The following is a 26904-nucleotide window of genomic DNA, read 5'->3' on the forward strand; positions in this document are numbered from 1 at the left end:
GTCGCAATTCCGGGCGCGGCACCGGCCGTCGTCCCTGGTGCGAGCGCAGGTCCCGCGCGGCCATCGGCGGCGTGCCGACCGGGCCGCGCGGGGGAAACGGGACGGCGGACGGTGTGAGCGGGCACGTGCCCCCGGGAAGAATCCGCGGGGCCGGGACAACCACCCCGGAACCGGCCGCAACCGGCCGCAACGCACACCGAACGGCGGCGGGCCGCGCCGCGAGCCCCGGGAGGCAGTCACGTGTCGCAGGCACCCGAGCAGAACGTCCCCGACCCGGTGCTCAGGGACGGGCCGAGGGCCGCGGGGCGCGGGGAGCGCACGGCGCTGCCGGGCAGCCCGCAGCCGCTGGGCGCCCGGCACCACACGGGGCCCGGCGGGGTGCGGGGCACCAACTTCGCGCTGTGGGCGGGCGGCGCGGAGGCCGTCGAGGTGTGCCTCTTCGACGACGAGGGGCCGGGCCCGGAGACCGAGACCCGCTACCGGCTGGCCGAGCAGACGCACGAGATCTGGCACGGCTTCGTCCCCGGCGTGCGGCCGGGCGCCCGCTACGGCTACCGGGTGCACGGCCGCTGGGACCCGTGGACCGGCGCCCGCTGGAACCCGGCGAAGCTGCTGCTCGACCCGTACGCGCGCGCCGTCGACGGCGAGTTCGGCGCCCCGGCCGAGGTGTACGGGCACGTGCGGGACTGGCCGCAGCAGGAGGTCGCCGACACGGTGCGCGACGAGCGGGACTCGGCCCCGTACGTCCCCAAGGGCGTCGTCGTCGAGGACCTGGACGCCTGGGACGACGACCGGCGCCCGAAGACACCGTGGGCCGACTCCGTGCTGTACGAGCTGCACGTGCGCGGCTTCACCATCCGGCACCCGGACGTGCCCGAGGAGCTGCGCGGCACCTACGCGGGGCTCGCGCACCCGGCGGCCGTCGGGCATCTGACGCGGCTCGGGGTGACGGCGGTGGAGCTGCTGCCGGTGCACCAGTTCGCGCACGAGGACCATCTGCTGCGGCGCGGGCTGCGCAACTACTGGGGCTACAACTCCGTCGGCTACTTCGCGCCGCACGCGGGGTACGCGGCGGGCGGGACGCGGGGGCAGCAGGTCGGCGAGTTCAAGCGGATGGTGCGGGCACTGCACGCGGCGGGCATCGAGGTCATCCTCGACGTCGTCTACAACCACACCGCCGAGGGCAACGAGAACGGGCCGACGCTGTCCCTGCGCGGCATCGACAACCGCGGCTACTACCGGCTCGGCGGGGACCCGCGCCGCTACGCCGACTACACCGGCTGCGGCAACACCCTGCACGTGGTGCAGCCGCAGACGCTGCGGCTGATCACCGACTCGCTGCGCTACTGGGTGCAGGAGATGGGCGTCGACGGCTTCCGCTTCGACCTGGCCTCGGCGCTGGCGCGGGCGATGCACGACGTCGACATGCTCTCCCCGTTCCTCGCGGTCATCGCGCAGGACCCGGTGCTGCGCCGGGTGAAGCTGATCGCGGAGCCGTGGGACGTGGGCAACGGCGGCTACCAGGTGGGCGCCTTCCCGCCGCTGTGGACGGAGTGGAACGACCGCTACCGGGACACCGCGCGGGACTTCTGGCGCGGCGCGCTGCCCGACGTACGGGACCTGGCCTACCGCCTCTCGGGCTCCAGCGACCTGTACGCGTGGGGCGGGCGCCGGCCGTACGCCTCGGTCAACTTCGTCACGGCGCACGACGGTTTCACCCTGCGCGACCTGGTCAGCTACGAGCACAAGCACAACGAGGCGAACGGCGAGGACAACCGGGACGGCACCGGCGACAACCGGTCCTGGAACTGCGGCACCGAGGGCCCGGCCCGGGACCCGGCCGTCCGCGAGCTGCGCGCCCGGCAGCTGCGGAACCTGCTGACGACGCTGCTGCTGTCCACCGGCGTACCGATGCTGGTGGCCGGGGACGAGATGGGTCGCACCCAGGGCGGCAACAACAACGCCTACTGCCAGGACAACGCGACGAGTTGGGTCGACTGGTCGCTGCTGCGGGAACCGGACGGCGGCTGGCACGAGCTGTTCGCGCTCGCGTCCCGGCTGCTGCGGCTGCGCCGCGAGCACCCGGTGCTGCGCAGGAAGGCGTTCTTCTCCGGCCGGGCGCACGGCCCGGAGGGCCTGCGCGACCTGGCCTGGTTCACGGCGGAGGGGAAGGAGATGACCGAGCGGGACTGGTTCGCGCCGGGCCGCACCCTCGGCATGTTCCTCTCGGGGCGCGACATCCCGCAGCGGACGCCGGACGGCACCCCCGTCACGGACGACAGCTTCCTGTGCGTCCTGCACGCGGACGAGCGGGAGCTGAACTTCCCGCTGCCGGGCCACCCCTGGGCCCGCGACTACCAGCTGGTGGTGGACACCGCGCGCCCCGGGCAGGCGAGGCCGCCCGCCACGGAACACGCGGCGGGCACGTACCTCCCCGTGCCGGGGCGCTCGGTCCAGCTGCTGCGGGTGCTGAGCTGAGCCGGGGCCCGCTCAGGGCTTGATCGCGACCCCCGCCCAGAGGCTGACCTCGTGGTCGGCGGCCGTGTCCGGGGCGCCGGCGACGGCCGGTTCGCCCTCCTCGGGGCGCCAGCGGTGGGCGACGGCGAGGCCCGGGTCGACGAACTCCAGGCCTTCGAAGAAGGGCTCGATCTCCTTCTTCGTGCGCAGCTTCACGGGGATCTCGGACTTGGCGTACACGTCCACGATCGAGCCGAGGCTCTCCTCGGCGAACTCCGGCGTCGCGTGGCTGATCGCCAGGGCGCTGCCCGAGGGCAGCGCGTCCATCAGCGTTTTGACGATGCCGTACGGGTCGCCCTCGTCCGGGACGAAGTGCAGCAGCGCGTTGAGCGAGAGGACGACCGGCTGCGTCAGGTCGAGGGTCTCGGCCAGCTGCGGGGATTGGAGGATGGAGCGCGGGTCGGTGACGTCGGCCTGGATGTAGGCGGTGCGGCCCTCCGGCTTGCCGGTGAGCAGCGCCTGCGCGTAGGTCAGCACGATCGGGTCGTTGTCGACGTACACGACGCGCGCGTCGGGTGCGACCTCCTGCGCCTTCTGGTGCAGGTTCGGCTCGGTGGGGATGCCGGTGCCGATGTCGAGCCACTGGCGCATGCCGTGGACGCGGGCGAGGTAGTGCGTGGCGCGGTGCATGAAGGCACGGTTGTGCCGGGCCGCGGTGAAGGCTTCCGGGTAGATCTGGATGACCTTGACGGCCTGTTCCCGGTCGACGCTGTAGTTGGTCCTGCCGCCGAGATAGAAGTCGTACAGCCGGGCCGCGTGCGGCCTGCTCAGGTCGATCTCGGTGTGCGCCGCGGCGGACCCCTCGCCGTGACCGCTGCTGTGCTGCTCCGTCATGCGCTGCCTCCGGTCGTTCCCGCACCGGTGGTCGTCCGGCACGTGTGCGCATGCTAACCGCCCTCCCCGCGCCCGGGGCAGCGTCAAATGCCCTGAACAGCAGGGGAGTTGGCGAGATCACACGGGCGGCGGGACGGGGGCGGCCCCGGGCACGCGCCCATGTCCGCTATGCGGGCGGGCACTTCGTGTCAACGAACGAAATCCGGCCAAGGTGGGGATCGTCTCGGCCGCACCCCGTGACATGAACACTTCCGCGGTGGGAGTCTCACGACGCATCGTGCGCTCGCACACATCCCGTGCACACGCGTACGCCGCACCCGCACTGCGTTCCACAGATCTGCCCGGACGGTGCCCCGCGCACCTCCCGCACCACCACGCCGCACGGCGCGGCACCCGGTACGGGAGCGGCGGTTCCGCCCGGCCCCCACGGCAGAAGGAGCCATCGAGTGAGATCCACCAGCAAGAAGCAGCGGATGTACCGGATATCCGGCGGCCTCGTCGCCACGGCGGCTCTGCTGGCCGCCGGCATCACCGCCGGTACCGCCAACGCGGGCCCCTCCGAGAGCGGTTCGGGCTCGACGCTGCGGACGAGCGCGCTGCCCGCGCAGCTGTCGGCCCCGCAGAAGGCCGCGCTCGTGAAGTCCGCCGACACGGCGGAGGCCAAGTCCGCCGACGCCCGCGCCCTGGGCCTCGGCAAGCAGGAGAAGCTGCACGTCAAGGACGTCGTCAAGAACCAGAACGGCGACACCCACGTCCGCTACGAGCGCACCTACGACGGACTCCCCGTCATCGGCGGCGACATGGTCGTGCACAAGAAGGCCGACGGGAAGCGCACCGGCGTCACGAAGTCCACCGACGCGAAGCTCGCCGTGGACACCTCGGCCGCGCCCGCCGCGAAGAAGCCCGCCACCGCGAAGGCGGAGGGCAGCAAGGCGCCCCGCAAGGTCGTCTTCGCCGCCGAGGGCAAGCCCGTCCTCGCCTGGGAGACCGTCGTCGGCGGCACCCAGAAGGACGGCACGCCCAACCGGATGCACGTCATCACCGACGCCGAGTCCGGCAAGAAGCTGCTGGAGTACCAGGGCATCCAGGACGGCACCGGCAAGAGCCAGTACAGCGGCGACGTCGAGCTCGGCACCTCGGGCTCGGACGGCAAGTACACGCTCTCCGACCCCAAGCGGGGCGACGACAAGACCACGAACCTCGACGGCGGCGAGAGCGGCGACGGCAAGGCGTTCACCGACGAGGACGACAAGTGGGGCGACGGCACCCCCGGCGACCCGCAGACCGCCGGCGTCGACGCGCACTATGGAGCGGGCCTGACCTGGGACTACTTCAAGGGCGTGCACGGCCGCGAGGGCATCGCCGGGGACGGCAAGGGCGCCCTCAGCCGCGTCCACTACGGCAACAACTACTCCAACGCCTTCTGGGACGACAGCTGCTTCTGCATGACCTACGGCGACGGCGAGGGCAACAAGAAGCCCCTCACCTCCGTCGACGTCGCGGCCCACGAGATGTCGCACGGCGTCACCTCGACCACCGCGAACCTGGTCTACGCGGGCGAGTCCGGCGGCCTCAACGAGGCCACCTCGGACATCTTCGCCGCGGGCGTCGAGTTCAAGACCGACAGCAAGACCGACGTCGCCGACTACCTCGTCGGTGAGCAGATCGACCTGAACGGCGACGGCACCCCGCTGCGCTACATGGACGAGCCCAGCAAGGACGGCAACTCGCTGGACTACTGGGACGAGAAGGCCGGGGACGTGGACGTCCACTACTCCTCCGGCATCGCCAACCACTTCTTCTACCTGCTGTCCGAGGGCAGCGGCGCGAAGGAGATCAACGGCGTCAAGTACGACTCCCCGACCGCCGACGGCACCAAGGTCGAGGGGATCGGCATCGAGAAGGCCGAGAAGATCTGGTTCAAGGCCCTCACCGAGAACATGACGTCCAACACCGACTACAAGGGAGCGCGCGAGGCCACCGTCAAGGCCGCGGGCGCCCTGTTCGGCGCCCAGTCCGCCGACGCCAAGGCCGTCGAGGCGGCCTGGACGGCGGTCAAGGTCAAGTGACCTGATCCCCGGGCGCCTTCACGGCGGGGCCCGGGCGAGGCGAGGGGCCGGGGAGCACACGCTCCCCGGCCCCTCGTACGTCCCGTCAGTCCGCCGCCGCGCTCTCGGGGGGCTCGTCGGCGGGGGCCGCGACCAGGCCCAGTTCGGCGGGCGAGGCCAGCAGCCGGTGCGAGGGCAGCACCCGCACGGTGCAGCCGAAGGAGCCGGTGCGCCCGAGCTCCAGCGTCCCCTCGTACCAGCGGCCGCCGTCCAGGGACGGGCTGCCGGCCGGCTTCAGCGGCAGCCGCACGCTGTCCTCGGCGTCGAGCCGGTCGCTGTCGTCGACCCGGCCCACGACGGCCTGCACCTCCACGTCGTCGGGGGTGAGCCCGCCGAGCGTGACCCGCGCGCGCAGCACCGGCGGGGCGCCCGCCGCCCACTCGGCGGCCTCGCGGCCGGGGCCGGCCTCCGGCTCGGGCCCCGCCGTCTCCACGTGGCCGACCGACACCAGCGGCCACTCCCGGCGCACCCGCGCCTTCCAGGCCGCCAACTCCCGTGCCGCGTCCGGGTCCAGCGCGCGGCGGGCCCGCGCCGCGGGCGCGTACAGCACCTCGGTGTACTCCCGCACCATGCGCTCGGCCTGCACCTTCGGGCCGAGCCGCGCCAGCGTCTGCCGGACCATCGCCGTCCAGCAGCGCGGCACCCCGGCGGCGTCCCGGTCGTCGTAGAAGCGCGGGGCGACCTGCTGCTCGACCAGGTCGTAGAGCGCGGCCGCCTCCACGTCGTCCCGCCGGTCCTCGTGCTGCGCCTCCTCGCCGTCCGCGGTGGGCACGGCCCAGCCGAAGGACGGCTCGTACCACTCGTCCCACCAGCCGTCCAGGACCGAGAGGTTGAGGCCGCCGTTGAGCGCGGCCTTCATGCCGCTGGTGCCGCATGCCTCCAGCGGGCGCAGCGGATTGTTCAGCCAGACGTCGGCGCCGGAGCACAGCCGCTGGGCCAGGCCCATCCCGTAGTCCGGCAGGAAGACGACGCGGTGCCGCACCCGCGGGTCGTCGGCGAACCGTACGAGGTCCTGGATCAGCCGCTTGCCGCCCTCGTCGGCCGGGTGCGCCTTGCCCGCGACGACGATCTGCACCGGACGTTCCGGGTCGAGCAGCAGCCGGCGCAGCCGCTCGGGGTCCCGCAGCATCAGCGTCAGCCGCTTGTACGAGGGGACGCGGCGGGCGAAGCCGATCGTCAGCACCTCCGGGTCGAGGACCTGCCCGGTCCACCCGGTCTCCGCGCGGGAGGCGCCGCGGTGCAGGCAGGAGGCGCGCAGCCGCTCGCGCACCTCGTCGACGAGCCCGGAGCGCAGGGTGCGGCGCAGCTCCCAGAGCGCGGCGTCGTCCAGGGTGTGCGCGGCGGGCGGGACCTCGGGCGCGGCCCAGGTGCCGCCGTGCACCCCGTTGGTGACGGAGGCGATGGGCACCTCGGCCGCGTCGAAGCCGGGCCAGAGCCCGGCGAACATCTCCCGGCTGACGGTGCCGTGCAGCGCGCTGACGCCGTTGGCCCGCTGGGCGAGACGCAGGCCCATGGCGGCCATGTTGAACACCTCGGGGTCAGCGCCGGTGTGCGTCTCGGCGCCGAGTTCCAGCACCTCGGCGAGGTCGATCCCGTCGAGCTCCCCGCCCTCGCCGAAGTGCCGGGCGACGAGTTCCCGCTCGAAGCGGTCGATGCCGGCGGAGACGGGGGTGTGGGTGGTGAACACGTTGCCCGCGCGGACGGTCTCCAGCGCCTCGGCGAAGGACAGCCGGGGGTGCTCGCCGCCGGTGAGTTCGCGGATGCGTTCCAGGCCGAGGAACCCGGCGTGGCCCTCGTTGGTGTGGAACACCTCGGGCTCCGGGTGCCCGGTGATCCGGCAGTACGCGCGCAGCGCCCGTACGCCGCCGATGCCCAGCAGCATCTCCTGGAGCAGCCGGTGTTCGCTGCCGCCGCCGTAGAGCCGGTCGGTGACGTCCCGGTCGCCGGGGGTGTTGCCCTCGACGTCGGAGTCCAGCAGCAGCAGCGGGACCCGGCCGACCCGCGCCTGCCACACGTGCGCCCGCAGCAGCCGCCCGCCGGGCAGCCGCAGCTCGGTGTGCACGGGGGCGCCGTCGCCTTCGCGCAGCAGTTCCAGGGGGAGTTCGCCGGGGTCGAGGACGGGATAGTGCTCCTGCTGCCAGCCGTCCCGGGAGAGGGTCTGCCGGAAGTAGCCGTGCCGGTACAGCAGCCCGACGCCGATCAGCGGGACGCCGAGGTCGCTGGCCGCCTTGAGGTGGTCCCCGGCGAGGATGCCGAGTCCGCCGGAGTACTGGGGCAGCGCCTCGGTGATCCCGAACTCGGGCGAGAAGTACGCGACGGCCGAGGGCGGTTCGCCGCCTCCTCCCTCGTCCCCGTCGCGGTGCTGGTACCAGCGGGGCTCGCGGAGGTAGCGGCGCAGGTCCTCGTGGACCTCGGTGAGACGGCGGAGAAAGCCGTCGTCGGCGGCGAGTTCGGCGGGCCGGTCCGGCGCGAGCGCGCCCAGCAGCCGCAGCGGGTCGCCGCCCGCCGCCTCCCAGCCGGACGGGTCGACGGCGCGGAACAGCGCCCGGGTGCCGGGGTGCCAGGACCAGCGCAGGTTGCGGGCCAGCTCGCTCAGCGGACGCAGCGGCTCGGGCAGGACGGGGCGTACGGAGAAACGACGATGTGCCTTCACCCCTCGAAGGTAGTCCGGAAACCGGGCATTTGCCGCTGATTGAACCCCTTGTGCCGCTGATGCGACGTGACGCGCCGCTTGTCCGCATGTCCGCACCCCACGGCGTCCGCACCCCAACTCACCCTCGTACGCGAGGACTTGACGGAACCCGGTCCGACTTGCCAGCTGCGTACCAGCAGTTCACGGAGCGCCGGACTGCCGGGGCCCGCGACGGGGAGCGGGCTCTGACCCTGTTCCGAGCGGCGCGCGGCGTCCGCACAGCTCCACGCCCCCACCCGAGTGAACGCGTCCAGGAGCGACCATGCCCGCAGCCCGAAAGCGTCCAGCGGAACGGAAAGAACCGATACAAAGGGCGCAAGCGGCATTACCGCCGATGTCCCCGTCTTCCCCACCCCCCGCTGCCTGCCCTCCGTTTCCCGCGCCCTCATTCCCCGAGGGCCCCCGCGTACAGCCCCCAGGTGAACCCATGATCGGTCGTATCCCTGTTCTCGACGTCCAGCCGCTGGTCGACTGCGGACGCCGTCCGGCGAAGGCCGTGGCCGGAGAGACCTTCCAGGTGTCCGCCACCGTCTTCCGCGAGGGGCACGACGTGATCGGCGCCAACGTCGTGCTCCGCGACCCCACCGGACGCTCGGCCCCCTGGACCCCCATGCGCGAGATCGCCCCCGGCACCGACCGCTGGGCCGCCGACGTCACCCCCGACGCCGAGGGGCGCTGGGCGTACGCGGTGGAGGCCTGGAGCGACCCCGTCGCCACCTGGCGGCAGCACGCGCGGATCAAGATCCCGGCGGACGTGGACACCGAACTCACCCTGGAGGAGGGCGCGGAGCTGCACGAACGCGCGGCCGCCGGAGTCCCGAAGACCGCGGGCCGCGGCAGAGTGCTGGAGGCGGCGGCCGCGCTGCGCGACACCTCCCGCGAGCCCGCGCAGCGGCTGGCCGCGGCGCTCGCCTCCCGGGTGACGGAGGTCCTCGACGCGTACCCGCTGCGCGAACTCGTCTCCTCCTCCCGTCCGCTGACCCTGCACGTCGAACGGGAACGCGCCCTGGTCGGCGCCTGGTACGAGATGTTCCCGCGCTCCGAGGGCGCCGTCGTCGAGCCGGGCAAGCCCCCGGTCTCCGGCACCTTCCGCACCGCGGCCGAACGCCTCGACGCCGTCGCCGCGATGGGCTTCGACGTGGTCTACCTGCCGCCGGTCCACCCCATCGGCGACGCCTACCGCAAGGGCCCCGACAACGCGCTCGCGGCCGGGCCCGACGACGTCGGCTGCCCCTGGGCCATCGGCTCCCCGGCCGGCGGGCACGACACCGTCCACCCCGACCTGGGCACGCTGGCGGACTTCGACCACTTCGTCGCGCGGGCCAAGGAGCTCCGCCTGGAGGTCGCGCTCGACTTCGCCCTCCAGTGCTCCCCCGACCACCCCTGGGTCAAGGAACACCCGGAGTGGTTCCGGCACCGCGCGGACGGCACCATCGCGTACGCCGAGAACCCGCCGAAGAAGTACCAGGACATCTACCCGCTGGACTTCGACACCGACCCGGCGGCCTTCCGCGGCATCGTCCGCGAGACGCTGCGCGTGCTGCGGTTCTGGATGGCGCGCGGGGTGCGGATCTTCCGCGTCGACAACCCGCACACCAAGCCGGTGGTCTTCTGGGAGAAGGTCATCGGGGACATCGGCCGCAGCGACCCCGACGTGATCTTCCTGGCCGAGGCGTTCACCCGGCCCGCGATGATGCGCACCCTCGCCGCCGTCGGCTTCCAGCAGTCCTACACCTACTTCACCTGGCGGAACACCAAGCGGGAGCTGACGGAGTACCTGACCGAACTCTCCGGCGAGACCGCCGCCTTCATGCGCCCCAACCTCTTCGTGAACACCCCCGACATCCTGCACGCCTACCTCCAGCAGGGCGGCAGGCCCGCGTTCGCCACCCGCGCGGTGCTGGCCTCGACGCTCTCCCCGTCCTGGGGCATGTACGCCGGGTACGAGCTGTGCGAGGCGACGCCGCTGCACGAGGGCAGCGAGGAGTACCTGCACTCCGAGAAGTACGAGCTGCGCCCCCGCGACTGGACGGGCGCCGAGCACGCGGGCCGCAGCCTCTCCCCGCTGATCACCACGCTGAACCGGCTGCGCCGCCGGCACCCCGCGCTGCGGCGGCTGCGCGGCCTCACCTTCCACCGCACCGACAACGAGCAGGTGATCGCCTACTCCAAGCGCGCTACACGGCCGTACGCCGAGACGGTGCTCGTCGTGGTCAACCTCGACCCGCACCACACCCACGAAGCGACGGTGTCGTTGGACAGCTCACATCTCCAATCATTCGGTCTCAACCCCGCTCAAGTGAGCGGAAAAGAGACTTTCCCGGTGCGCGACGAGCTCACCGGCGACACCTACCACTGGGGCAGGGACAACTACGTGCGCCTCGACCCGGGGGGTGACTCCCCCGCCGCGGCCCACGTCCTCTCCCTGCGACCGTCCACTTCGACCGGAGGGTCACCCGCACATGACCGTCAATGACCCCGTCCCCGACACCTTCGAGGACACCCCCGCCAAGGACCGCGACCCCGACTGGTTCAAGCGCGCGGTCTTCTACGAGGTCCTGGTCCGCTCCTTCCAGGACAGCAACGGTGACGGCATCGGTGACCTGAAAGGGCTCACGGCCAAACTCGACTACCTGCAATGGCTCGGCGTCGACTGCCTGTGGCTGCCGCCCTTCTTCAAGTCACCACTCCGGGACGGCGGTTACGACGTCTCGGACTACACGTCCGTCCTCCCCGAATTCGGCGACCTGGCCGACTTCGTCGAGTTCGTCGACTCCGCGCACCAGCGCGGCATCAGGGTCATCATCGACATGGTCATGAATCACACCAGTGACCAGCACCCCTGGTTCCAGGAGTCGAGAGCGGACCCGGACGGACCGTACGGCGACTACTACGTATGGGCCGACGACGACAAGCAGTACTCCGACGCGCGCATCATCTTCGTCGACACCGAGGCGTCCAACTGGACCTTCGACCCGGTACGCCAGCAGTACTACTGGCACCGCTTCTTCTCGCACCAGCCGGACCTCAACTACGAGAACCCGGTGGTGCAGGAGGAGATGATCTCGGCGCTGCGTTTCTGGCTGGATCTCGGCATCGACGGATTCCGGCTGGACGCCGTTCCGTACCTGTACGCCGAGGAGGGCACCAACTGCGAGAACCTGCCGCGCTCGCACGATTTCCTCAAGCGCGTACGGGCCGAGATCGACGCGCACTATCCGGACACGGTGCTGCTCGCCGAGGCCAACCAGTGGCCCGAGGACGTCGTCGACTACTTCGGCGACTACGAAAAGGGCGGCGACGAATGCCACATGGCATTCCATTTCCCCGTCATGCCGCGGATCTTCATGGCGGTGCGCCGCGAATCCCGCTACCCGGTCTCGGAAATCCTGGCCAAGACGCCGAACATCCCGTCCGGCTGCCAGTGGGGCATCTTCCTGCGGAACCACGACGAGCTGACCCTGGAGATGGTCACCGACGAGGAACGCGACTACATGTACGCGGAGTACGCCAAGGACCCGCGCATGCGCGCCAACATCGGCATCCGCCGCCGCCTCGCCCCGCTGCTGGACAACGACCGCAACCAGATCGAGCTGTTCACGGCCCTGCTGCTGTCCCTGCCCGGCTCGCCGATCCTGTACTACGGCGACGAGATCGGCATGGGCGACAACATCTGGCTCGGCGACCGCGACGCCGTCCGCACCCCCATGCAGTGGACGCCCGACCGCAACGCCGGATTCTCCTCCTGCGACCCGGGGCGGCTTTTCCTGCCCGCCATCATGGACCCGGTCCACGGCTATCAGGTCACCAATGTCGAAGCGGCGATGAGCTCCCCGAGTTCACTGCTGCACTGGACGCGCCGCATGGTCGAGATCCGCAAACAGAATCCGGCCTTCGGACTCGGCACGTACACCGAACTCCCCTCGTCCAACCCGTCCGTTCTGGCGTTCCTCCGGGAAGTGCGGATGGAGAACGGCGAGGACGACACCGTGATGTGCGTGCACAATTTCTCCCGCTTCCCGCAGCCCACGGAACTCGATCTGCCGAGCCTCGCCGGACGCGTTCCGGTGGAACTGATCGGCGGGGTGCGCTTCCCGCCGATCGGTGAACTCCCGTATCTGCTCACCATGGCGGGACACGGCTTCTACTGGTTCCGGCTCCGCGAACAGGAACCCGCGCAGAACTGAGCGCCGGGGCCCGGAAACCGGATTGGTTTCCGGGCCCCACGGGCACGCGTTCCCCTGTCCCCGCGCTTTCGGGGGACGGCCGCCGGCCGTCGCCGAGTGAAGTTCTTCGACACGTCCCGCACAGCCGGACAGCCGACGCCGCAATCCGGGACACTCTGCGTACTTTTTCGTGTGCCCGGGGAAAGGACGCAAGACTCCATGTCGGAACGCTCCTTGTCCCTCACCGCGGCCCCGGCCCACGCCGGTTCCGCGGCGGGGGGATCAGGCGGCCTGCTCCACTCCCTCGCGCCCCTGCTGACCGAGTGGCTGCCCCGGCAGCGCTGGTTCGCCGGGAAGGGCCGCCCCATCGGCGGGTTCACCCTCGTCGGCGCCACCGAGCTGCTGCCGTGCTCCGCCGGCGGCGCGACCCCGGGCCTGCTCCACCTCCTCGTCCGCGCCCACCAGCCCGCGCCGGTACCGGAACCGGGCCACGGCGCGGACGGCCCCGGCGGCCAGGACGGCGACGGCGGCCCGGCGGAGGAGCCGGAGGACTGCTACCAACTGCTGCTCGGCGTCCGCACCGTGCTGCCGCCGGCCCTGGCCCCCGCCCTGATCGGACGCCCGGCCCGGGGCCCGCTGCGCGGGTTCATGGTGTACGAGGCGCTGTCGGACCCGCGGCTGGCGGGGCTGCTGCTGGAGCGGCTGCGGGCGCCGGGGCGGCTCGGGCCGCTGGTGTTCGCGCGCGAGCCGGAGTCCGTGATCCCGTCCGGGCTGCGGCCCCGGCCGCTCTCGGCCGAGCAGTCCAACTCCTCGGTGGTGTACGGCACCTCGTACATCCTCAAGGTCTTCCGCCGGGTCGGGCCCGGGCTCAACCCCGACCTCGAACTGCCGCTCGCGCTGGCCCGCGGCGGCTGCGCCCGCGTCCCCGCGCCGACGGCCTGGTTCGAGGCGCGGACGGCGCCGGAGGAGACGGCCGGTTCGCTGACGCTCGGGGTGCTCCAGCCGTTCCTGCCCGGTTCGCACGACGGGTGGCAGCTGGCGCTCCGGGCCCTCGCGGACGGCCGGGACTTCACCGCCTCGGCCCGCGCCCTCGGCCACGCCACCGCCGAGGTGCACACCGGGCTCGCCGCCTCGCTGCCCACCACCGTGCTGCACCGGCCCCAACTGGAGGCGCTGGCCCGCGACATGGCCAGGCGGCTGGAGGCCGCCGCCACCGCCGTGCCCGCGCTCCTCCCGTACCGGGCCGCGCTGCGCGGCGCCTTCCGGGCCGTCGCCGAGCTCGGCCGCGGCGGGTACCGCTGCCGGGCCCAGCGCGTCCACGGCGACCTGCACCTCGGGCAGGTGCTGCACGGGCCGGACGGGCGCTGGACGCTGATCGACTTCGAGGGCGAGCCGGACCGTCCGCTCGGCGAGCGCCGCGTCCCGCAGCCCGTCGTCCGGGACGTCGCCGGGATGCTGCGCTCCTTCGACTACGCCGCGAGCCACCGGCCCGGACAGGCGGACGGGGGCGGCGGCCCGGAGGAGTGGGCGGGCGCCAACCGGGCCGCGTTCTGCGCCGGTTACGCCGACGCCTCGGGCGCCGACCCGCGCGCGCAGGCCGTGCTGCTGCGCGCGTACGAGACCGACAAGGCGATCTACGAGGTGCTCTACGAGGCCCGGCACCGCCCCTCGTGGCTGCCCATCCCGCTGTCCGCCATCCGCCGTCTCGCCGCCCCGCCCAGGAGGAGCCCCCAGTGACCGCCCGTCAGCCGTCCGCCCGCCCCGAGCCCCGCACGCCCGCGCCCCCCGCAGCCGCCGTCCCCGCCACCTTCCGCGCCGAGGAACCGGCGGGAGTGCCGCCCGCGCCCCGGCGGGAGGCCGGTCCCGGCGGCGGGAGCCACGGGGTGCGCACCGCGCCGCCGCTGCACCCGGACGACCGGCGGCGGCTGCTGGACGGCGCGCACCACGACCCGCACGCGCACCTGGGCGCCCACCTCGTACGGGGCGGGGTCGGCTTCCGGGTGCTGCGCCCGTTCGCGCGCGCGGTCACCGTCGCGACGAAGGGGCTGCGGGCCGAACTGCACGACGAGGGCGACGGGTTCTTCGCCGGGGTGCTGCCGCTCCCCGCGATCCCCGCGTACGAGCTGCTCACCGGGTACGGCGAGCGGCCCGGCGAGGACGAGATCCGCGAGGCGGACCCGTACCGCTTCCTGCCCGCGCTCGGCGAGCTCGATCTGCACCTGATCGCGGAGGGGCGGCACGAGGAGCTGTGGCGGGCGCTCGGCGCGCACCCGATGGAGCACGCGGGCGTGACCGGCACCCGGTTCACCGTATGGGCGCCGAACGCGCGGGGCGTCCGCGTCGCGGGCGACTTCAACTGCTGGAACGGCACGGCGGCGCCGATGCGTTCGCTCGGCTCCTCCGGGATCTGGGAGCTGTTCCTGCCCGGGGTCGGCGAGGGCGCCCTGTACAAGTACGAGGTGACCGGGCCGGACGGCGACCGGCGGCTGCGCGCCGACCCGATGGCCCGGCGCACCGAGTGCCCGCCCGCGAACGCGTCCGTCGTGCACCGCTCGCACCACACCTGGTCGGACGCGGCGTGGATGGAACGCCGGGCCGCGGGCGCCGGGACGCACCACACCTCGCCGATGTCGGTGTACGAGGTGCACCTCCCCTCGTGGCGCCCCGGCCTGTCCTACCGCGAACTGGCCGCCCAACTCCCGGCCTACGTACGGGAGCTGGGCTTCACGCACGTCGAGCTGATGCCGGTGGCCGAGCATCCGTACAGCCCGTCCTGGGGCTACCAGGTCACCGGGTTCTACGCGCCCACCGCACGGCTCGGCACCCCGGACGACTTCAAGTACCTGGTGGACGCGCTGCACCGGGAGGGCATCGGCGTCCTCATGGACTGGGTGCCCGCGCACTTCCCGAAGGACGAGTGGGCGCTGGCCCGCTTCGACGGCACCCCGCTGTACGAGCACGCCGACCCGCGCCGGGCCGAGCACCCGGACTGGGGGACGCTGGAGTTCGACCACGGGCGGCGCGAGGTGCGCAACTTCCTCGTCGCCAACGCCGTGTACTGGTGCGAGGAGTTCCACATCGACGGGCTCCGGGTCGACGCCGTCGCCTCCATGCTCTACCTCGACTACTCCCGCGAGGACGGCGAGTGGACGCCCAACGCGCACGGCGGGCGCGAGGACCTCGACGCCGTCGCCTTCCTCCAGGAGATGAACGCGACGCTCTACCGCCGCTGCCCCGGCGTCCTCACCGCGGCCGAGGAGTCCACGGCCTGGGACGGCGTCACCCGCGCCACCCACCACACGGGCCCCGGCGGCTTCGGCGGGCTCGGCTTCGGCTTCAAATGGAACATGGGCTGGATGCACGACACCCTGGTGTACATCGCGAAGGACCCGGTCCACCGCAAGTACCACCACGACGACATGACCTTCTCGATGGTCTACGCGTACTCCGAGAACTACCTGCTGCCCATCTCGCACGACGAGGTGGTGCACGGGAAGCGGTCGCTGGTGTCGAAGATGCCGGGCGACTGGTGGCAGCAGCGCGCCAACCACCGTGCCTACCTGGGCCTGATGTGGGCCCACCCGGGCAAGCAACTGCTGTTCATGGGGCAGGAGTTCGCGCAGGGCGCCGAGTGGGACGAGGGCCACGGGCCCGACTGGTGGCTGCTCGACCCGAGTTACGCGGCCGAGTCCGACCACCGGGGCGTCCGCGACCTCGTCCGCGACCTCAACCACCGCTACCTGGAAGCCCCGGCCCTGTGGGAGCGGGACACCGACCCGTCCGGCTTCTCCTGGATCGACGGCGGGGCGCGCGAGGACAACGTCTTCGCCTTCCTCCGGTACGCGGCCGACGGCTCCCCGCTCGTCGCCGTCGCCAACCTCTCCCCCGTGCCGCGCCACGGCTACCGGATCGGGGTGCCGGACGGCGTGCGCGCCTGGCGCGAGACGCTCAACACGGACGCGGCGCGGTACGGCGGGGGTGACCTGCGCAACGCGGAGCCGCTGCCGGCCGCGCCCGTCCCGTGGCACGGCCGGCCGCTCTCGGTGACGCCGGTGCTGCCGCCGCTGGGTACGGTGTGGTTCGAACCTGCGGGTTAGGGGCCCGGTGCTTCGCGGGGTGCGCGTACGTTTCCGGGTGCGGCGCCGTTGTGGCTCGGGTCTTCGCGCAGTTCCCCGCGCCCCTGTTTTGCGGGCTCGCCCCGCTTCTTCGGGTGCGGCGGCGTCGGGGCTCGGGTTTTCGCGCAGTTCCCCGCGCCCCTTTTCGGGCTCGCTCCGCTTCTCGGGGTGACCCCGCTTGGGAGAACTGCGCCGAGGCGCAGGGCTGGCAAGCGCAGCGCCCCAGCCCCGGCGCGCGCAACCGCCGTCGCCGGGCCACCCCGTACGCCGTGGCTTTCCCCGCGCCCCCCAAAAAAGCCGCTCCCCGCCCCGGAGGTGTTCCGGGGCGGGGAGCGGCCGGTTGGGCGGGCCGCCGCAGGGGGGAGAGGCGGTCGCCCCGTGGGCGTCGGCGTGGGAGGACGGTCCCGTGCCGTGCCCTGGCCTGGCGGACTACTTGGTGGTGCTGACCGGTGCGGGACCGGTCTGCGCGGGGACGTCGCCCCCGGGCCCGTCGCCGGAGGCGTGGTCGTCGACGAGCGTCGTCTCGTCGAACGGGACGCGTCCGGCGAGGACTTCGGCGGCCCGCTCCTTGTCGATCTCCTTCGTCCAGGTGCCGACGATCACCGTGGCGACCGCGTTGCCCGCGAAGTTGGTGAGGGCGCGGGCCTCGCTCATGAAGCGGTCGATGCCGACGATCAGGCCGACGCCGTCGACGAGTTCGGGGCGGTGCGACTGGAGCCCGCCCGCGAGGGTGGCGAGTCCGGCACCGGTGACCCCGGCGGCCCCCTTCGAGGCGATGATCATGAAGACGAGCAGGGAGAGCTGCTGGCCGATGGTCAGCGGGTCGCCCATCGCCTCGGCGACGAAGAGCGAGGCCATCGTGAGGTAGATGGCGGTGCCGTCGAGGTTGAAGGAGTAGCCCGTCGGGACAGTGATGCCGACGACGGGACGGCTGACGCCCATGTGCTCCATCTTCGCAATGAGCCGCGGCAGCGCGGACTCGGAGGAGGAGGTGGAGAGGATCAGCAGGAACTCCCGGCCCAGGTACTTCAGCAGGGAGAAGATGTTGACGCCCGCGACCAGCTTCAGCAGCAGCCCGAGCACCACGATCACGAACAGGAAACAGGTCGCGTAGAAGCCGATCATGATGACGGCCAGGGACTTCAGCGCCCCGACCCCCGTCTCGCCGACCACGGCCGCCATCGCGCCGAAGGCGCCCACCGGCGCGGCCCACATCACCATCGCCAGCACCCGGAAGACGAGCCGCTGGAGGTGACCGATGCCGCGCAGGACCGGCTCGCCCGAGGTGCCCATGGCCTGCAGCGCGAAGCCCACGAGCAGCGCGACCAGCAGCGTCTGCAGAACCTCGCCCTGGGTGAAGGCGGAGACCATGGTCGTCGGGATGATCCCGAGCAGGAAGTCGGAGGTGCCCTCGCCGCCGCCCTCGGCCTCGGCGGCTCCGGCGTCCTTGGCCGCCTCGCTCAGGTGCAGCCCGTGCCCGGGGTCGAGGAAGTTGCCGACGACGAGGCCGATGCCGAGCGCGACCGTCGACATCACCATGAAGTAGCCGAGCGCGAGTCCGCCGACGGCGCCGACCTTCGCGGCCTTCCGCACCGAGCCGATGCCCAGCACGATGGTGCAGAAGATCACCGGCGAGATCATCATCTTGATCAGCGCGACGAAGCCCTCACCGACCGGTTTCAGCTGCGTGGCGACATCGGGCGCCACGAGACCGAGCGTGACGCCGAGGACCACCGCGGCGATCACGGCGATGTAGAGGTAATGCGTACGGTCCCGCTTCTTGGACGCGGGTGCCGAGGACGGCGGGGGTGCCTGCTGCGACACGTCGGGGCTCCTCGTCATGCTTCATTGCGGCTCTGACTCGCACCGAGTCCCGGTGACTATGCAACAGGGCATGATTCTCGTCACCCTTACGTGCATTACGTGCACGGAAATTCCCCGGGCACACTGAGCCGGTGTTCTCTCCCCGTTCACTTCGCCGCCGGCCGCGCAGCCTCGCGGGCCAGCTGTTCGCGGCGCAGGTCGTGCTGGTGGCCGTCGTGGTCGCGGGCTGCGCGGTGTTCGCGTACGTGACGGACAAGGCGCAGGCCGAGAACGCGGCGCGGCACCGGGCCGGGGCCACGGCCGCCGCCGTCGCGCACTCCCCGTCGGTGCGGGAGGCGGTGCGGACGGCGGAGCCCGCCGGGCGGCTCCAGGAGTACGCGCGGGAGGTGCGGCGGGACACCGGCGTCACCTTCATCACGATCATGTCCGTGGAGGGGACGCGCTGGACGCACCCCGACCCGCGGCAGCTCGGCAAGCGCTTCGTCGGCCACATCGGGCCCGCGACGCGTGGCGAGACCTTCGACGAGACCTACACCGGCACGCTCGGCCCCTCGGTCCGCGTGGTCACCCCGGTCACCGACGACGAGGGGCGCGTCGTCGCGCTCGTCGCGGCGGGCATCACCGTGGAGACGATCAGCGCGCAGCTGCGGCACCAGGTGACGCTGCTGCTCGGGGTCGCGGCCGGCGCGCTGCTGCTCGGCGGGCTCGGCGCGTGGTGGACGCACGTCCGGCTGCGGCGGCACACGCACCGCATGAACGCGGTGGAGCTGCGCCGCATGCGGGAGTACCACCAGGCCGCACTGCACGCCGTCCGCGAGGGGCTGCTCCTGCTGGACGGCGCGCACCGGGTCGCGCTGATCAACGACGGCGCCCGGGACCTGCTCGGCCTGACGGCTCCGGGACCCGGCCCGGTCGGCCGCCCCGTACCGGAGCTGGGGCTGCCGCCCTCGCTGACGGCGGCGCTGCTGGACGGCGAACCCCGCGTGGACGAGGTGCACCTCACCGCCGACCGGGTCGTGCTGCTGAGCACCTCCCCGGTCTCGGGCGGCCACCGCTCCGGCACCGTCGTCACCCTCCGCGACCACACCGCGCTCCAGTCGCTGGCGGGTGAGCTGGACTCGGTACGCGGGGTCACCGAGGCGCTCCGCTCGCAGGCGCACGAGGCGGCGAACCGGCTGCACACCGTCGTCTCGCTGATCGAACTCGGCCGCACCGACGACGCGGTGGACTTCGCGACGGAGGAGCTGGAGCTCGCCCAGGCGCTGACCGACCAGGTCGTCTCCGCCGTCGGCGAACCGGTGCTGGCCGCGCTGCTGCTGGGCAAGGCCGCGCAGGCGAACGAGCGCGGCATCGAGCTGCGGCTCTCCCCCGACAGCCACATCGAGGACGCCTGGACGGCACCGGAGGCTGGGGGCGCGGGCGGTGCGGGGCGTACGATCCTGCCCGCGCGCGATCTGGTCACCGTCGTCGGCAACCTGATCGACAACGCGCTGGACGCGGTCGGGGACGGTCCCGGGCGTGACGTCCCGCGCGTGACGGTGACCGTCCGCACGGAGGACGGCGTGGACGGGGCCGTGCTGCTGGTGCGGGTCGCCGACAGCGGGCCCGGAGTCGGGCCCGGGGAGGCGGAGGCCGTGTTCGAGCGCGGCTGGTCGACCAAGCCGCACGCGGCGGGCGGGCGCGGGCTCGGCCTGGCGCTGGTGCGGCAGACGGCGCACCGGTACGGCGGCAGCGCGCGGGTCGGTCAAGCGGCCGAGGGCGGCGCCGAGTTCACGGTGCGGCTGCCGCTCACCGGCCCGCCGGCCGCGCGGGACGAGGACGCACGGGCAGGCACGAGACCGTCGGAGGAGGTCACCGGAGCATGAGCGCGAACCCGGAAGCGAGCACGGGCGGGACCGAGGAGGCCGGCGGGACGCTCCAGGTGCTGGTCGTCGAGGACGACCCGGTGGCGGCCGCCGCGCACGCGCGCTACGTCACGCGCGTCCCCGGCTTCGCCGTCGCCGGGGTGGCGCACTCCCGCGCCGAGGCGGCGCGTGCCCTGGAGCGCACGCCCGTCGACCTGATCCTGCTCGACCTGTACCTGCCCGACGGCAGCGGGCTGACCCTGCTGCGCGGGCTGCGCGCCGCCGGCCACACCACGGACGTCTTCGCCGTCACCTCGGCCCGGGACCTGACCGTCATCCGCGAGGGCGTCTCGCTGGGCGTCGTCCAGCACGTGCTGAAGCCGTTCACCTTTCCGGCGCTGCGCGACCGGCTCCGCCAGTACGCCGACTTCCGTGCGGCGTCCCGGGGTTCGGGCGGCGAGGCCGTCAGCCAGGCCGAGGTCGACCGGGCCCTCGCCGACCTGCGCGCGCCCCGCCCCGTGACCCTCCCCAAGGGCCTGAGCGCCCCGACGCTGGAATCCGTGACGGGTGCGCTCTTCGACGCGGGCGATTCCGGCCTCACCGCGAGCGCGGCCGCCGAACTCCTCGGCATCAACCGCATCACCGCCCGCCGCTACCTGGAACACCTGGTGGACGCGGGCAGCGCGGCCCGCGCACCCCAGTACGGCCAGGTCGGCCGCCCGGAGTTCTGCTACCGGCACCGGGGGTGAGGCGGGCGCCGGTGTCCGTCACCAAGAAGGCTGATCTGCACGGGCATTGACCCGTGCCGCGTGCCCGGGTGAACGTACCGTCACCGCAGCAGCCCGTGGCCGGTGGCGCGTTCGGCGTGGTTTCGGCCATGGCCCGAGGAGGTCATGCCTGTGCGCCGCCGTGCTCCGCTGGTCCTCACCGTCACCGCCGTCCTCGCCGCCGGCGCGCTCACCGCGTGCGGTACGGGCAACGATCCGGACACCGTGAAGATCGCCTTCCCCAAGGACACCGACCGGAAGGTCACCGTCCGGGACGACTACATCGAGGCGATCGCCGAGAAGTTCGAGAAGAAGCACCCGGGGAAGAACGTCGAGCTGATCCCCATCCAGGCGCCGCAGCAGGACTACTACGCGAAGATCCAGCAGATGATGCGCTCCCCGCGCACCGCGCCCGACCTGGTCTACGAGGACACCTTCCTGCTCAACTCCGATGTGAAGAGCGGCTATCTGCGCCCGCTCGACGGGTACCTCAAGAGCTGGAAGGACTGGGACCGGTACGCGGCGGGCGCCAAGCGGTCGGTGCGCGGCGAGGACGGCCGGACGTACGGCGTCCCCGACGGCACCGACACCCGCGGCCTGTGGTTCAACCGGAAGATCTTCGCGAAGGCCGGGCTGCCCCGCGACTGGAAGCCGAGGACCTGGGAGGACGTGCTCGACGCCGCCCGCACGGTGCGGAAGAAGGTGCCGGGCGTCGTCCCGCTGAACGTCTTCACGGGCAAGGCGTCCGGCGAGGTCTCCGCCATGCAGGGCTTCCAGCCGCTGCTGTACGGCACCGGCTCCGGCGAGGACCCGCTCTACGACCGGGAGAAGAAGAAGTGGGTGCGCGGCGGCCAGGGCTTCCGCGACAGCCTGGAGTTCGTGTCGACGGTGTACGCGGAGAAGCTCGGCCCGGACGTCGGCGCCGCGCTCAACCCCAACATCAAGACGAAGGTGGCCACCGAGTACCTGCCCGAGGGGAAGCTGGCGATCAACCTGGACGGCTCCTGGCTCGGGCAGCAGTGGCTGAAGTCCGGCGGCAGTCCCTGGCCCGGCTGGGAGAAGACGATGGGCCTGGCGCCGATGCCGACGCAGGCCGGGCAGGCGCCCGGCGAGGTCAGCATGTCCGGCGGCTGGGCCTGGGCCATCCCCCGCAAGTCGGAGAACCCGCGGCTGGCCTGGGAGATGCTGGAAACCTTCCAGACGACCGACAACGCTGTCGCGTTCTGCGTCAGCAACGCCCAGATCGCGGTGCGGGACGACGTCGCGAAGGACCCCAGGTACCTCGCGTCCTCGCCCGGGGTGGCCTTCTTCACCGAGCGCGTGAAGCACACCCACTACCGTCCGACGCTGCCCGTCTACCCGCAGGTCTCCACCGCCATCACCGAGGCCATGGAGGCCGTGACCACCGGCGACCTGACCGTCGAACAGGCCGCGCGGCGCTACGACGAGCAGCTGACGGCGATCACCGACGGGCGGGTGACGTCCGAGTGAGCGCCGCCGTCGACGCCACCGCCGCCCGCCCGCCCGCGCACCGGCTGCGCTTCCTGCGCTGGCTGCCGCTGAGCCCGGCGACGGTCCTGCTGCTGCTCTTCCTCGCCGGGCCGATCGCGTACTGCGGCTATCTCGCCTTCACCGACCTGCAGTTGACCGGCCAGGAGTCGACCTCGTTCGTCGGGCTGGAGAACTTCCGGCGGGCGTTCGGCGACGCCGGGTTCCGCAACGCCGTCGTCCTCACCCTGGTCTTCACCCTGGTCTCCTCCGTGCTCGGGCAGAACACCATCGGGCTGACGCTGGCCGCGCTGATGCAGCGCGCGAGCAGGCCGGTCCGGACGCTCACCGGGGCCGTCGTGATCGGCGCGTGGGTGCTGCCGGAGATCGTCGCGGGGTTCCTGCTGTACGCGTTCTTCAGCGAGGACGGCTCGCTCAACGCCGTACTGGGCCGGCTCGGACTGCCGGACCAGAACTGGCTGTTCACGCTGCCGATCCTCGCCGTCTCCTTCGCCAACATCTGGCGCGGCACCGCCTTCTCGATGCTGGTGTACTCGGCTGCGCTGACCGGGATCCCGTCCGAGATCAGCGAGTCGGCGCAGGTGGACGGCGCTTCGGGATGGCAGCGGATGTGGCGGATCACGCTCCCGATGATCCGCCGCTCGATCGGCACCAACCTGATGCTCAACACCCTCCAGACACTGTCCGTCTTCGGCCTCATCTGGGCCATGACGCGCGGCGGCCCGGGAAACCGGAGCCAGACCCTCCCCGTGTTCATGTACGACCAGGCGTTCAACAAGGCGCTCATCGGCTACGGCACGGCGGTGGCCCTGCTGCTGCTCGTCGTCGGCGCCCTCTTCTCCCTCGTCTACCTGCGCCTGATGCGCGAGGAGGTGTGACGTGCCCCCGCGCGTACTGAGCCGCCGCACCCGGCAGCGGCTGGCCGCCGACCTCGGACTGGCCGTCCTCGGGCTGGCGTTCGCCGTCCCGCTGCTGTGGCTGGTACTGGCCTCGCTCGACGCCGAGGCGACGCTGCGGGTGCGGCCGCCCGAGGAGCCGACGCTGGGCAACTTCTCGGCCGTGATGACGGAGGACATCACCTTCGTCCCGATGCGCAACAGCCTGCTGCTGTGCGGCGGCGCCACCCTCGTCACCATCGTGTGCGCGACGCTCGCGGCGTACCCGCTCTCCCGCTTCCGGTCCCGCTTCGCCCGGCCGTACCTGCTGACGATCCTGTTCACGACCTGCCTGCCGGTGACCGCCGTGATGGTCCCCGTCTACGGCCTGTTCGTGCAGATCAACCTCATCGACACGCTGTGGGGCACCGCGCTCTTCCTCGCCACCTCCCAACTGCCCTTCGCCATCTGGCTGATGAAGAACTTCATGGACGGCGTACCCCTCGTCCTGGAGGAGGCCGCGCGGACCGACGGGGCGAGCTGGACGCAGACCCTCACCCGGGTCGTGCTGCCGCTGATGGGACCCGGCATCTCCGTCGTCACGGTCTACAGCTTCATCATGATGTGGGGGAACTTCTTCGTCCCCTTCATGCTGCTGCTCACCCCCGACCAGCTCCCGGCCTCCGTCAGCGTCTTCACCTTCTTCGGGGACTTCGGCTCCATCGCCTTCGGCGAGCTGGCCGCCTTCTCGATCCTCTACTCGACGCCCGTGCTGCTGCTGTACGTCCTCATCGCCCGGCGGCTCGGCGGCGGGTTCACGCTGGGCGGCGCGGTCAAGGGGTGAAGGGGCGGCCCGCGCTGGCCGTTCCTACGATCCGCGACTTCGTGTGAACGCACGGTAGGGGCGGCCGCTTCGGCGCCCCTACCGTGTGCGGATGCACCACGGCCGTCCCTCCCGTCCCGCCCCGCACAGCTCGTCCCCCCTCGACGCGGCCGCCGCGCGCCGCCTGCGCGAGGCCCTCGGCATGACACCGCAGGACGTGGCGTACGGGATGCGCGCCGCCTACGGGGCGCAGGTCACGGCACGCACCGTCGCCGCCTGGGAGGCGGGGCTCGGCACCCCGGACGAATCCCAGCTCACCGCCCTTGCGGGCGCCCTCTGGTGCTCACCGGCCGACCTGCTCTCCCGGCCCACCACGCTCCGGGAACACCGGCTGGCCGGCGGCATGGCCGTCGCCGACGTGGCCCGCGCCATCGGCATGGACGCGCACTCCTACGAACGCGCCGAGGAGACCGGCGCCTGGACCGGCAACGACGGGCAGGCCGCACTCCTCGCCCACACCCTCGGGCTCCCGCCGGACGCGGCGCTCGCGCTCACCGGCAAGGCGGACCGCCTGGCCCGGCTCCTCCGCGACGCCGTCACCGCCCGCTGGCAGCCGTACCTGCGCCCCGTCGGCAAGCTCGTCCCGCTGGAGCGCGAGGAGCTGGAGGTGGTGCTGCGCGCCCTGCACGAGCAGTACCAGTCCACCACCGCGGCGTCCCTCAGCTGGGCCGCCGATGACTCCTCCGAGCAGGCGCGCGAGGCGGGGCGCGTCTTTCTCGCGGACATTCTGGAGCACTTCTGGTCGGAGGTCGGGGGGCTGTAGCCCGGGCCGCGGTGCGGGGTGCGTTTCCTGCTCGGGGTGCGGCGGCGTTGTGGTCTTTCGCGCCGTTCCCCGCGCCCCTTTTTGCGGGCTCGCCCCGGCTGCTCGGGTGCGGCGCCGTCGGGGCTCGGGGGTTGCGCAGTTCCCCGCGCCCCTTTTTTGCGCAGTTCCCCGCGCCCCTTTGTCGCGGGCCCGCCCCGCGCTTGGGAGAACTGCGCCGAGGCGCAGGGCTGGCAAGCGCAGCGCCTCAGCCCCGGCGCGGGGTGCGCAATGCCGTCACCGGCCCGCCCCGCCGCCGTGGCCGCTCGCGCAGTTCCCCGCGCCCCTAACGGTCTCGCCCGGCACGACACCGAGGGCGCGCAGCTCGGCGGTGAGCGAATCGCGGGTGCACAGCGGGCCGTTCGGCGGTGGTGTCGGCATGGCCGGTGAGTCTGCCCGCTCCGGGCCGCGCGCGCCAGACGGTTCCGCCCGGGCGTCGTGCCCTTGACCGCGCCTCCGCCACCGGCCAGGCTCACGTCGGATCACCGGGGGCGGATCGGGGGCGGGATGGCAGAGCAAGGGGGCGGCGCCGCGGCCTCGGCGCGCGGGACGGCCGTCGAGCGGCACGGGCTGGACGTCATCGGGGACGCCGAGCGCACCGGACGTCCCGCGCAGCTGTTCTGGCCGTGGTTCGGGGCCAACGTCTCGGTGCTGGGCCTGAGTTACGGCGCCTTCGCGCTCGACTTCGGGCTGTCCTTCGGGCAGGCCCTCGCCGCCGGGGTGGCCGGCATCGTCTTCTCCTTCCTGCTGTGCGGGGTGATCGCGGTCGCGGGCAAGCGCGGGTCGGCCCCGACGATGGTGCTGAGCCGCGCCGCGTTCGGCGTCCGCGGCAACCGGCTCCCGTCGGCCGTCTCCTGGCTGCTGACCGTCGGCTGGGAGACGGTGCTGGTCACCCTCGCCACCCTGGCGACCGCCACCGTCTTCGACCGGCTGGGCTGGGGCGGCGACACGTCCACGAAGCTCGCGGCGCTCGTCCTCGTCTCGGCCCTGACCGTCCTCGCCGGAATCGCCGGCTTCGGTCTCATCATGCGCCTGCAGGCCGTCATCACCGTCGTCACGGGCGTGCTCACCCTCGGGTACGTGGCCCTGGTCGCCGACGAGATCCGGTGGGCGACGGTCACCGCGCTGCCCTCCGGTTCCGCCCAACAGGTGCTCGGCGCGCTGGTGTTCCTGATGACCGGATTCGGCCTCGGCTGGGTCAACGCGGCCGCCGACTACTCGCGCTACCTGCCGCGCCGCACCCGCGGCGCGGCCGTCGCGGGCTGGACGGTGCTCGGTGCCTCGGCGGCGCCGCTGCTCCTGTTCGTGGCCGGGCTGCTGCTGGCGGGTTCCTCGCCGGAACTGCGCGGGGCCGTCGCCGCCGACCCCGTCGGAGCGCTGACGACGCTGCTGCCGCTGTGGTTCCTGCTCCCCTTCGCCGTCGTCGCCGTGCTGGGGCTCGTCGGCGGCGCGGTGCTCGACATCTACTCCTCGGGGCTGGCGCTGCTGGCCGTCGGCGTCCGCGTCCCCCGGCACGCGGCCGTCGCCATCGACGGCGCCCTGATGATCGCGGGCACGGTCTGCATGGTGTTCCTCGCCGACGGGTTCCTCGACGCGTTCACCGGGTTCCTCACCACGCTCGGCGTCCCCGTCGCCGCCTGGTGCGGGATCATGCTCGCCGACGTCGCCCTGCGCACCCGCCCGTACGACGAGGCCGGCCTCTTCGACCGCGCGGGCAGGTACGGCGACGTACGGCGGGCGCCCGTCGCGCTGCTGGCCGGTGCCACGGCCGTGGGCTGGGGTCTGGTCACCAACTCCGGTGCGGCCTGGCTCACTTGGCAGGGCTACCTGCTGGGTCCGCTCGGTCTGGGCGGCAGGAGCGGACCGTGGGCCGGGGCCAACCTCGGCGTCCTCGCCGCGCTCGCTCTCGGCCTCGGCCTGACCCTGGCCTTTGGCCGCGCTCGCGTACGCGCCCAGGAGACCGCGCCGTAG

17 protein-coding genes are annotated in these 26904 nt (G+C 72.7%); 13 read left to right on the plus strand and 4 right to left on the minus strand.

Annotated features, from left to right (window positions below; translation table 11 throughout):
• Positions 1 to 276: 276 nt before the first annotated feature.
• On the plus strand, positions 277 to 2478 hold the full coding sequence (gene glgX, locus HCC30_RS07205; protein ID WP_346776552.1) for a glycogen debranching protein GlgX: 2202 nt from the start codon (positions 277 to 279) through the stop codon (positions 2476 to 2478).
• A 12-nt stretch (positions 2479 to 2490) separates the two neighbouring features.
• On the opposite strand, the gene HCC30_RS07210 is transcribed toward glgX, so the two are convergent.
• Entirely contained in the window at positions 2491 to 3351 is an 861-nt protein-coding gene (locus HCC30_RS07210) for an SAM-dependent methyltransferase (RefSeq protein WP_169441502.1), read from the minus strand.
• 473 nt (positions 3352 to 3824) lie between these two features.
• On the opposite strand from HCC30_RS07210, the gene HCC30_RS07215 reads away from it, so the two are divergent.
• Positions 3825 to 5420 (plus strand): M4 family metallopeptidase, encoded by a 1596-nt coding sequence (locus HCC30_RS07215; protein WP_206323533.1) that lies wholly within the window; start codon positions 3825 to 3827, stop codon positions 5418 to 5420.
• Between the two features lie 85 nt (positions 5421 to 5505).
• Here the strand turns inward: HCC30_RS07215 and glgP are convergent, their stop codons facing one another.
• Entirely contained in the window at positions 5506 to 8112 is a 2607-nt protein-coding gene (gene glgP / locus HCC30_RS07220) for an alpha-glucan family phosphorylase (protein WP_169441504.1), read from the minus strand.
• Positions 8113 to 8578: 466 nt separating this feature from the next.
• On the opposite strand from glgP, the gene HCC30_RS07225 reads away from it, so the two are divergent.
• The 4 genes from HCC30_RS07225 to glgB all read left to right on the plus strand — a co-directional run bounded on the left by HCC30_RS07225 (position 8579) and on the right by glgB (position 16414).
• A complete protein-coding gene (locus HCC30_RS07225) occupies positions 8579 to 10627 on the plus strand; it encodes an alpha-1,4-glucan--maltose-1-phosphate maltosyltransferase (protein WP_169441505.1) in 2049 nt (682 codons plus the stop codon).
• Positions 10614 to 12338: a maltose alpha-D-glucosyltransferase gene (treS, locus tag HCC30_RS07230; RefSeq protein WP_169441506.1), complete on the plus strand. Its 1725-nt coding sequence runs from the start codon at positions 10614 to 10616 to the stop codon at positions 12336 to 12338. Before HCC30_RS07225 ends, treS begins: the two co-directional genes overlap by 14 nt.
• Positions 12339 to 12536: 198 nt before the next feature.
• Positions 12537 to 14054, plus strand: coding sequence for a phosphotransferase (locus HCC30_RS07235; RefSeq protein ID WP_169441507.1), 1518 nt, complete (start codon positions 12537 to 12539; stop codon positions 14052 to 14054).
• 146 nt (positions 14055 to 14200) lie between these two features.
• The gene (glgB, locus tag HCC30_RS07240) at positions 14201 to 16414 is read left to right on the plus strand and encodes a 1,4-alpha-glucan branching enzyme (RefSeq protein WP_346776553.1); all 2214 of its coding nucleotides are present in this window, start codon (positions 14201 to 14203) and stop codon (positions 16412 to 16414) included.
• 447 nt (positions 16415 to 16861) lie between these two features.
• Here glgB and HCC30_RS07245 read toward each other — a convergent pair whose 3' ends face one another.
• On the minus strand, positions 16862 to 18256 hold the full coding sequence (locus tag HCC30_RS07245; RefSeq protein WP_346776528.1) for a cation:dicarboxylase symporter family transporter: 1395 nt from the start codon (positions 18254 to 18256) through the stop codon (positions 16862 to 16864).
• Between the two features lie 131 nt (positions 18257 to 18387).
• Between HCC30_RS07245 and HCC30_RS07250 the strand changes: the two genes are divergently transcribed.
• From HCC30_RS07250 to HCC30_RS07275, 6 genes are all read left to right on the plus strand, one after another.
• Positions 18388 to 20121, plus strand: a complete 1734-nt coding sequence (locus HCC30_RS07250) for an ATP-binding protein (protein WP_169441509.1) — start codon at positions 18388 to 18390, stop codon at positions 20119 to 20121.
• Positions 20118 to 20849 carry a response regulator gene (locus HCC30_RS07255; protein ID WP_169441510.1) on the plus strand — a complete coding sequence of 244 codons (732 nt, stop codon included), beginning with the start codon at positions 20118 to 20120 and terminating at the stop codon, positions 20847 to 20849. Before HCC30_RS07250 ends, HCC30_RS07255 begins: the two co-directional genes overlap by 4 nt.
• Before the next feature lie 144 nt (positions 20850 to 20993).
• On the plus strand, positions 20994 to 22358 hold the full coding sequence (locus tag HCC30_RS07260) for an extracellular solute-binding protein (protein ID WP_169441511.1): 1365 nt from the start codon (positions 20994 to 20996) through the stop codon (positions 22356 to 22358).
• Positions 22355 to 23254, plus strand: a complete 900-nt coding sequence (locus tag HCC30_RS07265; RefSeq protein WP_169441512.1) for a sugar ABC transporter permease — start codon at positions 22355 to 22357, stop codon at positions 23252 to 23254. Before HCC30_RS07260 ends, HCC30_RS07265 begins: the two co-directional genes overlap by 4 nt.
• Position 23255: 1 nt before the next feature.
• Positions 23256 to 24095 (plus strand): carbohydrate ABC transporter permease, encoded by an 840-nt coding sequence (locus HCC30_RS07270; protein WP_346776529.1) that lies wholly within the window; start codon positions 23256 to 23258, stop codon positions 24093 to 24095.
• Between the two features lie 91 nt (positions 24096 to 24186).
• The gene (locus HCC30_RS07275) at positions 24187 to 24897 is read left to right on the plus strand and encodes an XRE family transcriptional regulator (RefSeq protein WP_169441513.1); all 711 of its coding nucleotides are present in this window, start codon (positions 24187 to 24189) and stop codon (positions 24895 to 24897) included.
• Positions 24898 to 25170: 273 nt separating this feature from the next.
• On the opposite strand, the gene HCC30_RS07280 is transcribed toward HCC30_RS07275, so the two are convergent.
• Positions 25171 to 25314: a hypothetical protein gene (locus HCC30_RS07280; protein ID WP_169441514.1), complete on the minus strand. Its 144-nt coding sequence runs from the start codon at positions 25312 to 25314 to the stop codon at positions 25171 to 25173.
• A 126-nt stretch (positions 25315 to 25440) separates the two neighbouring features.
• Here HCC30_RS07280 and HCC30_RS07285 point away from each other — a divergent pair, with 126 nt between their 5' ends.
• Entirely contained in the window at positions 25441 to 26904 is a 1464-nt protein-coding gene (locus HCC30_RS07285) for a cytosine permease (protein WP_169441515.1), read from the plus strand.

The sequence above is a fragment of the Streptomyces sp. HNM0574 genome, assembly GCF_012726235.1.
Lineage (GTDB): Bacteria > Actinomycetota > Actinomycetes > Streptomycetales > Streptomycetaceae > Streptomyces.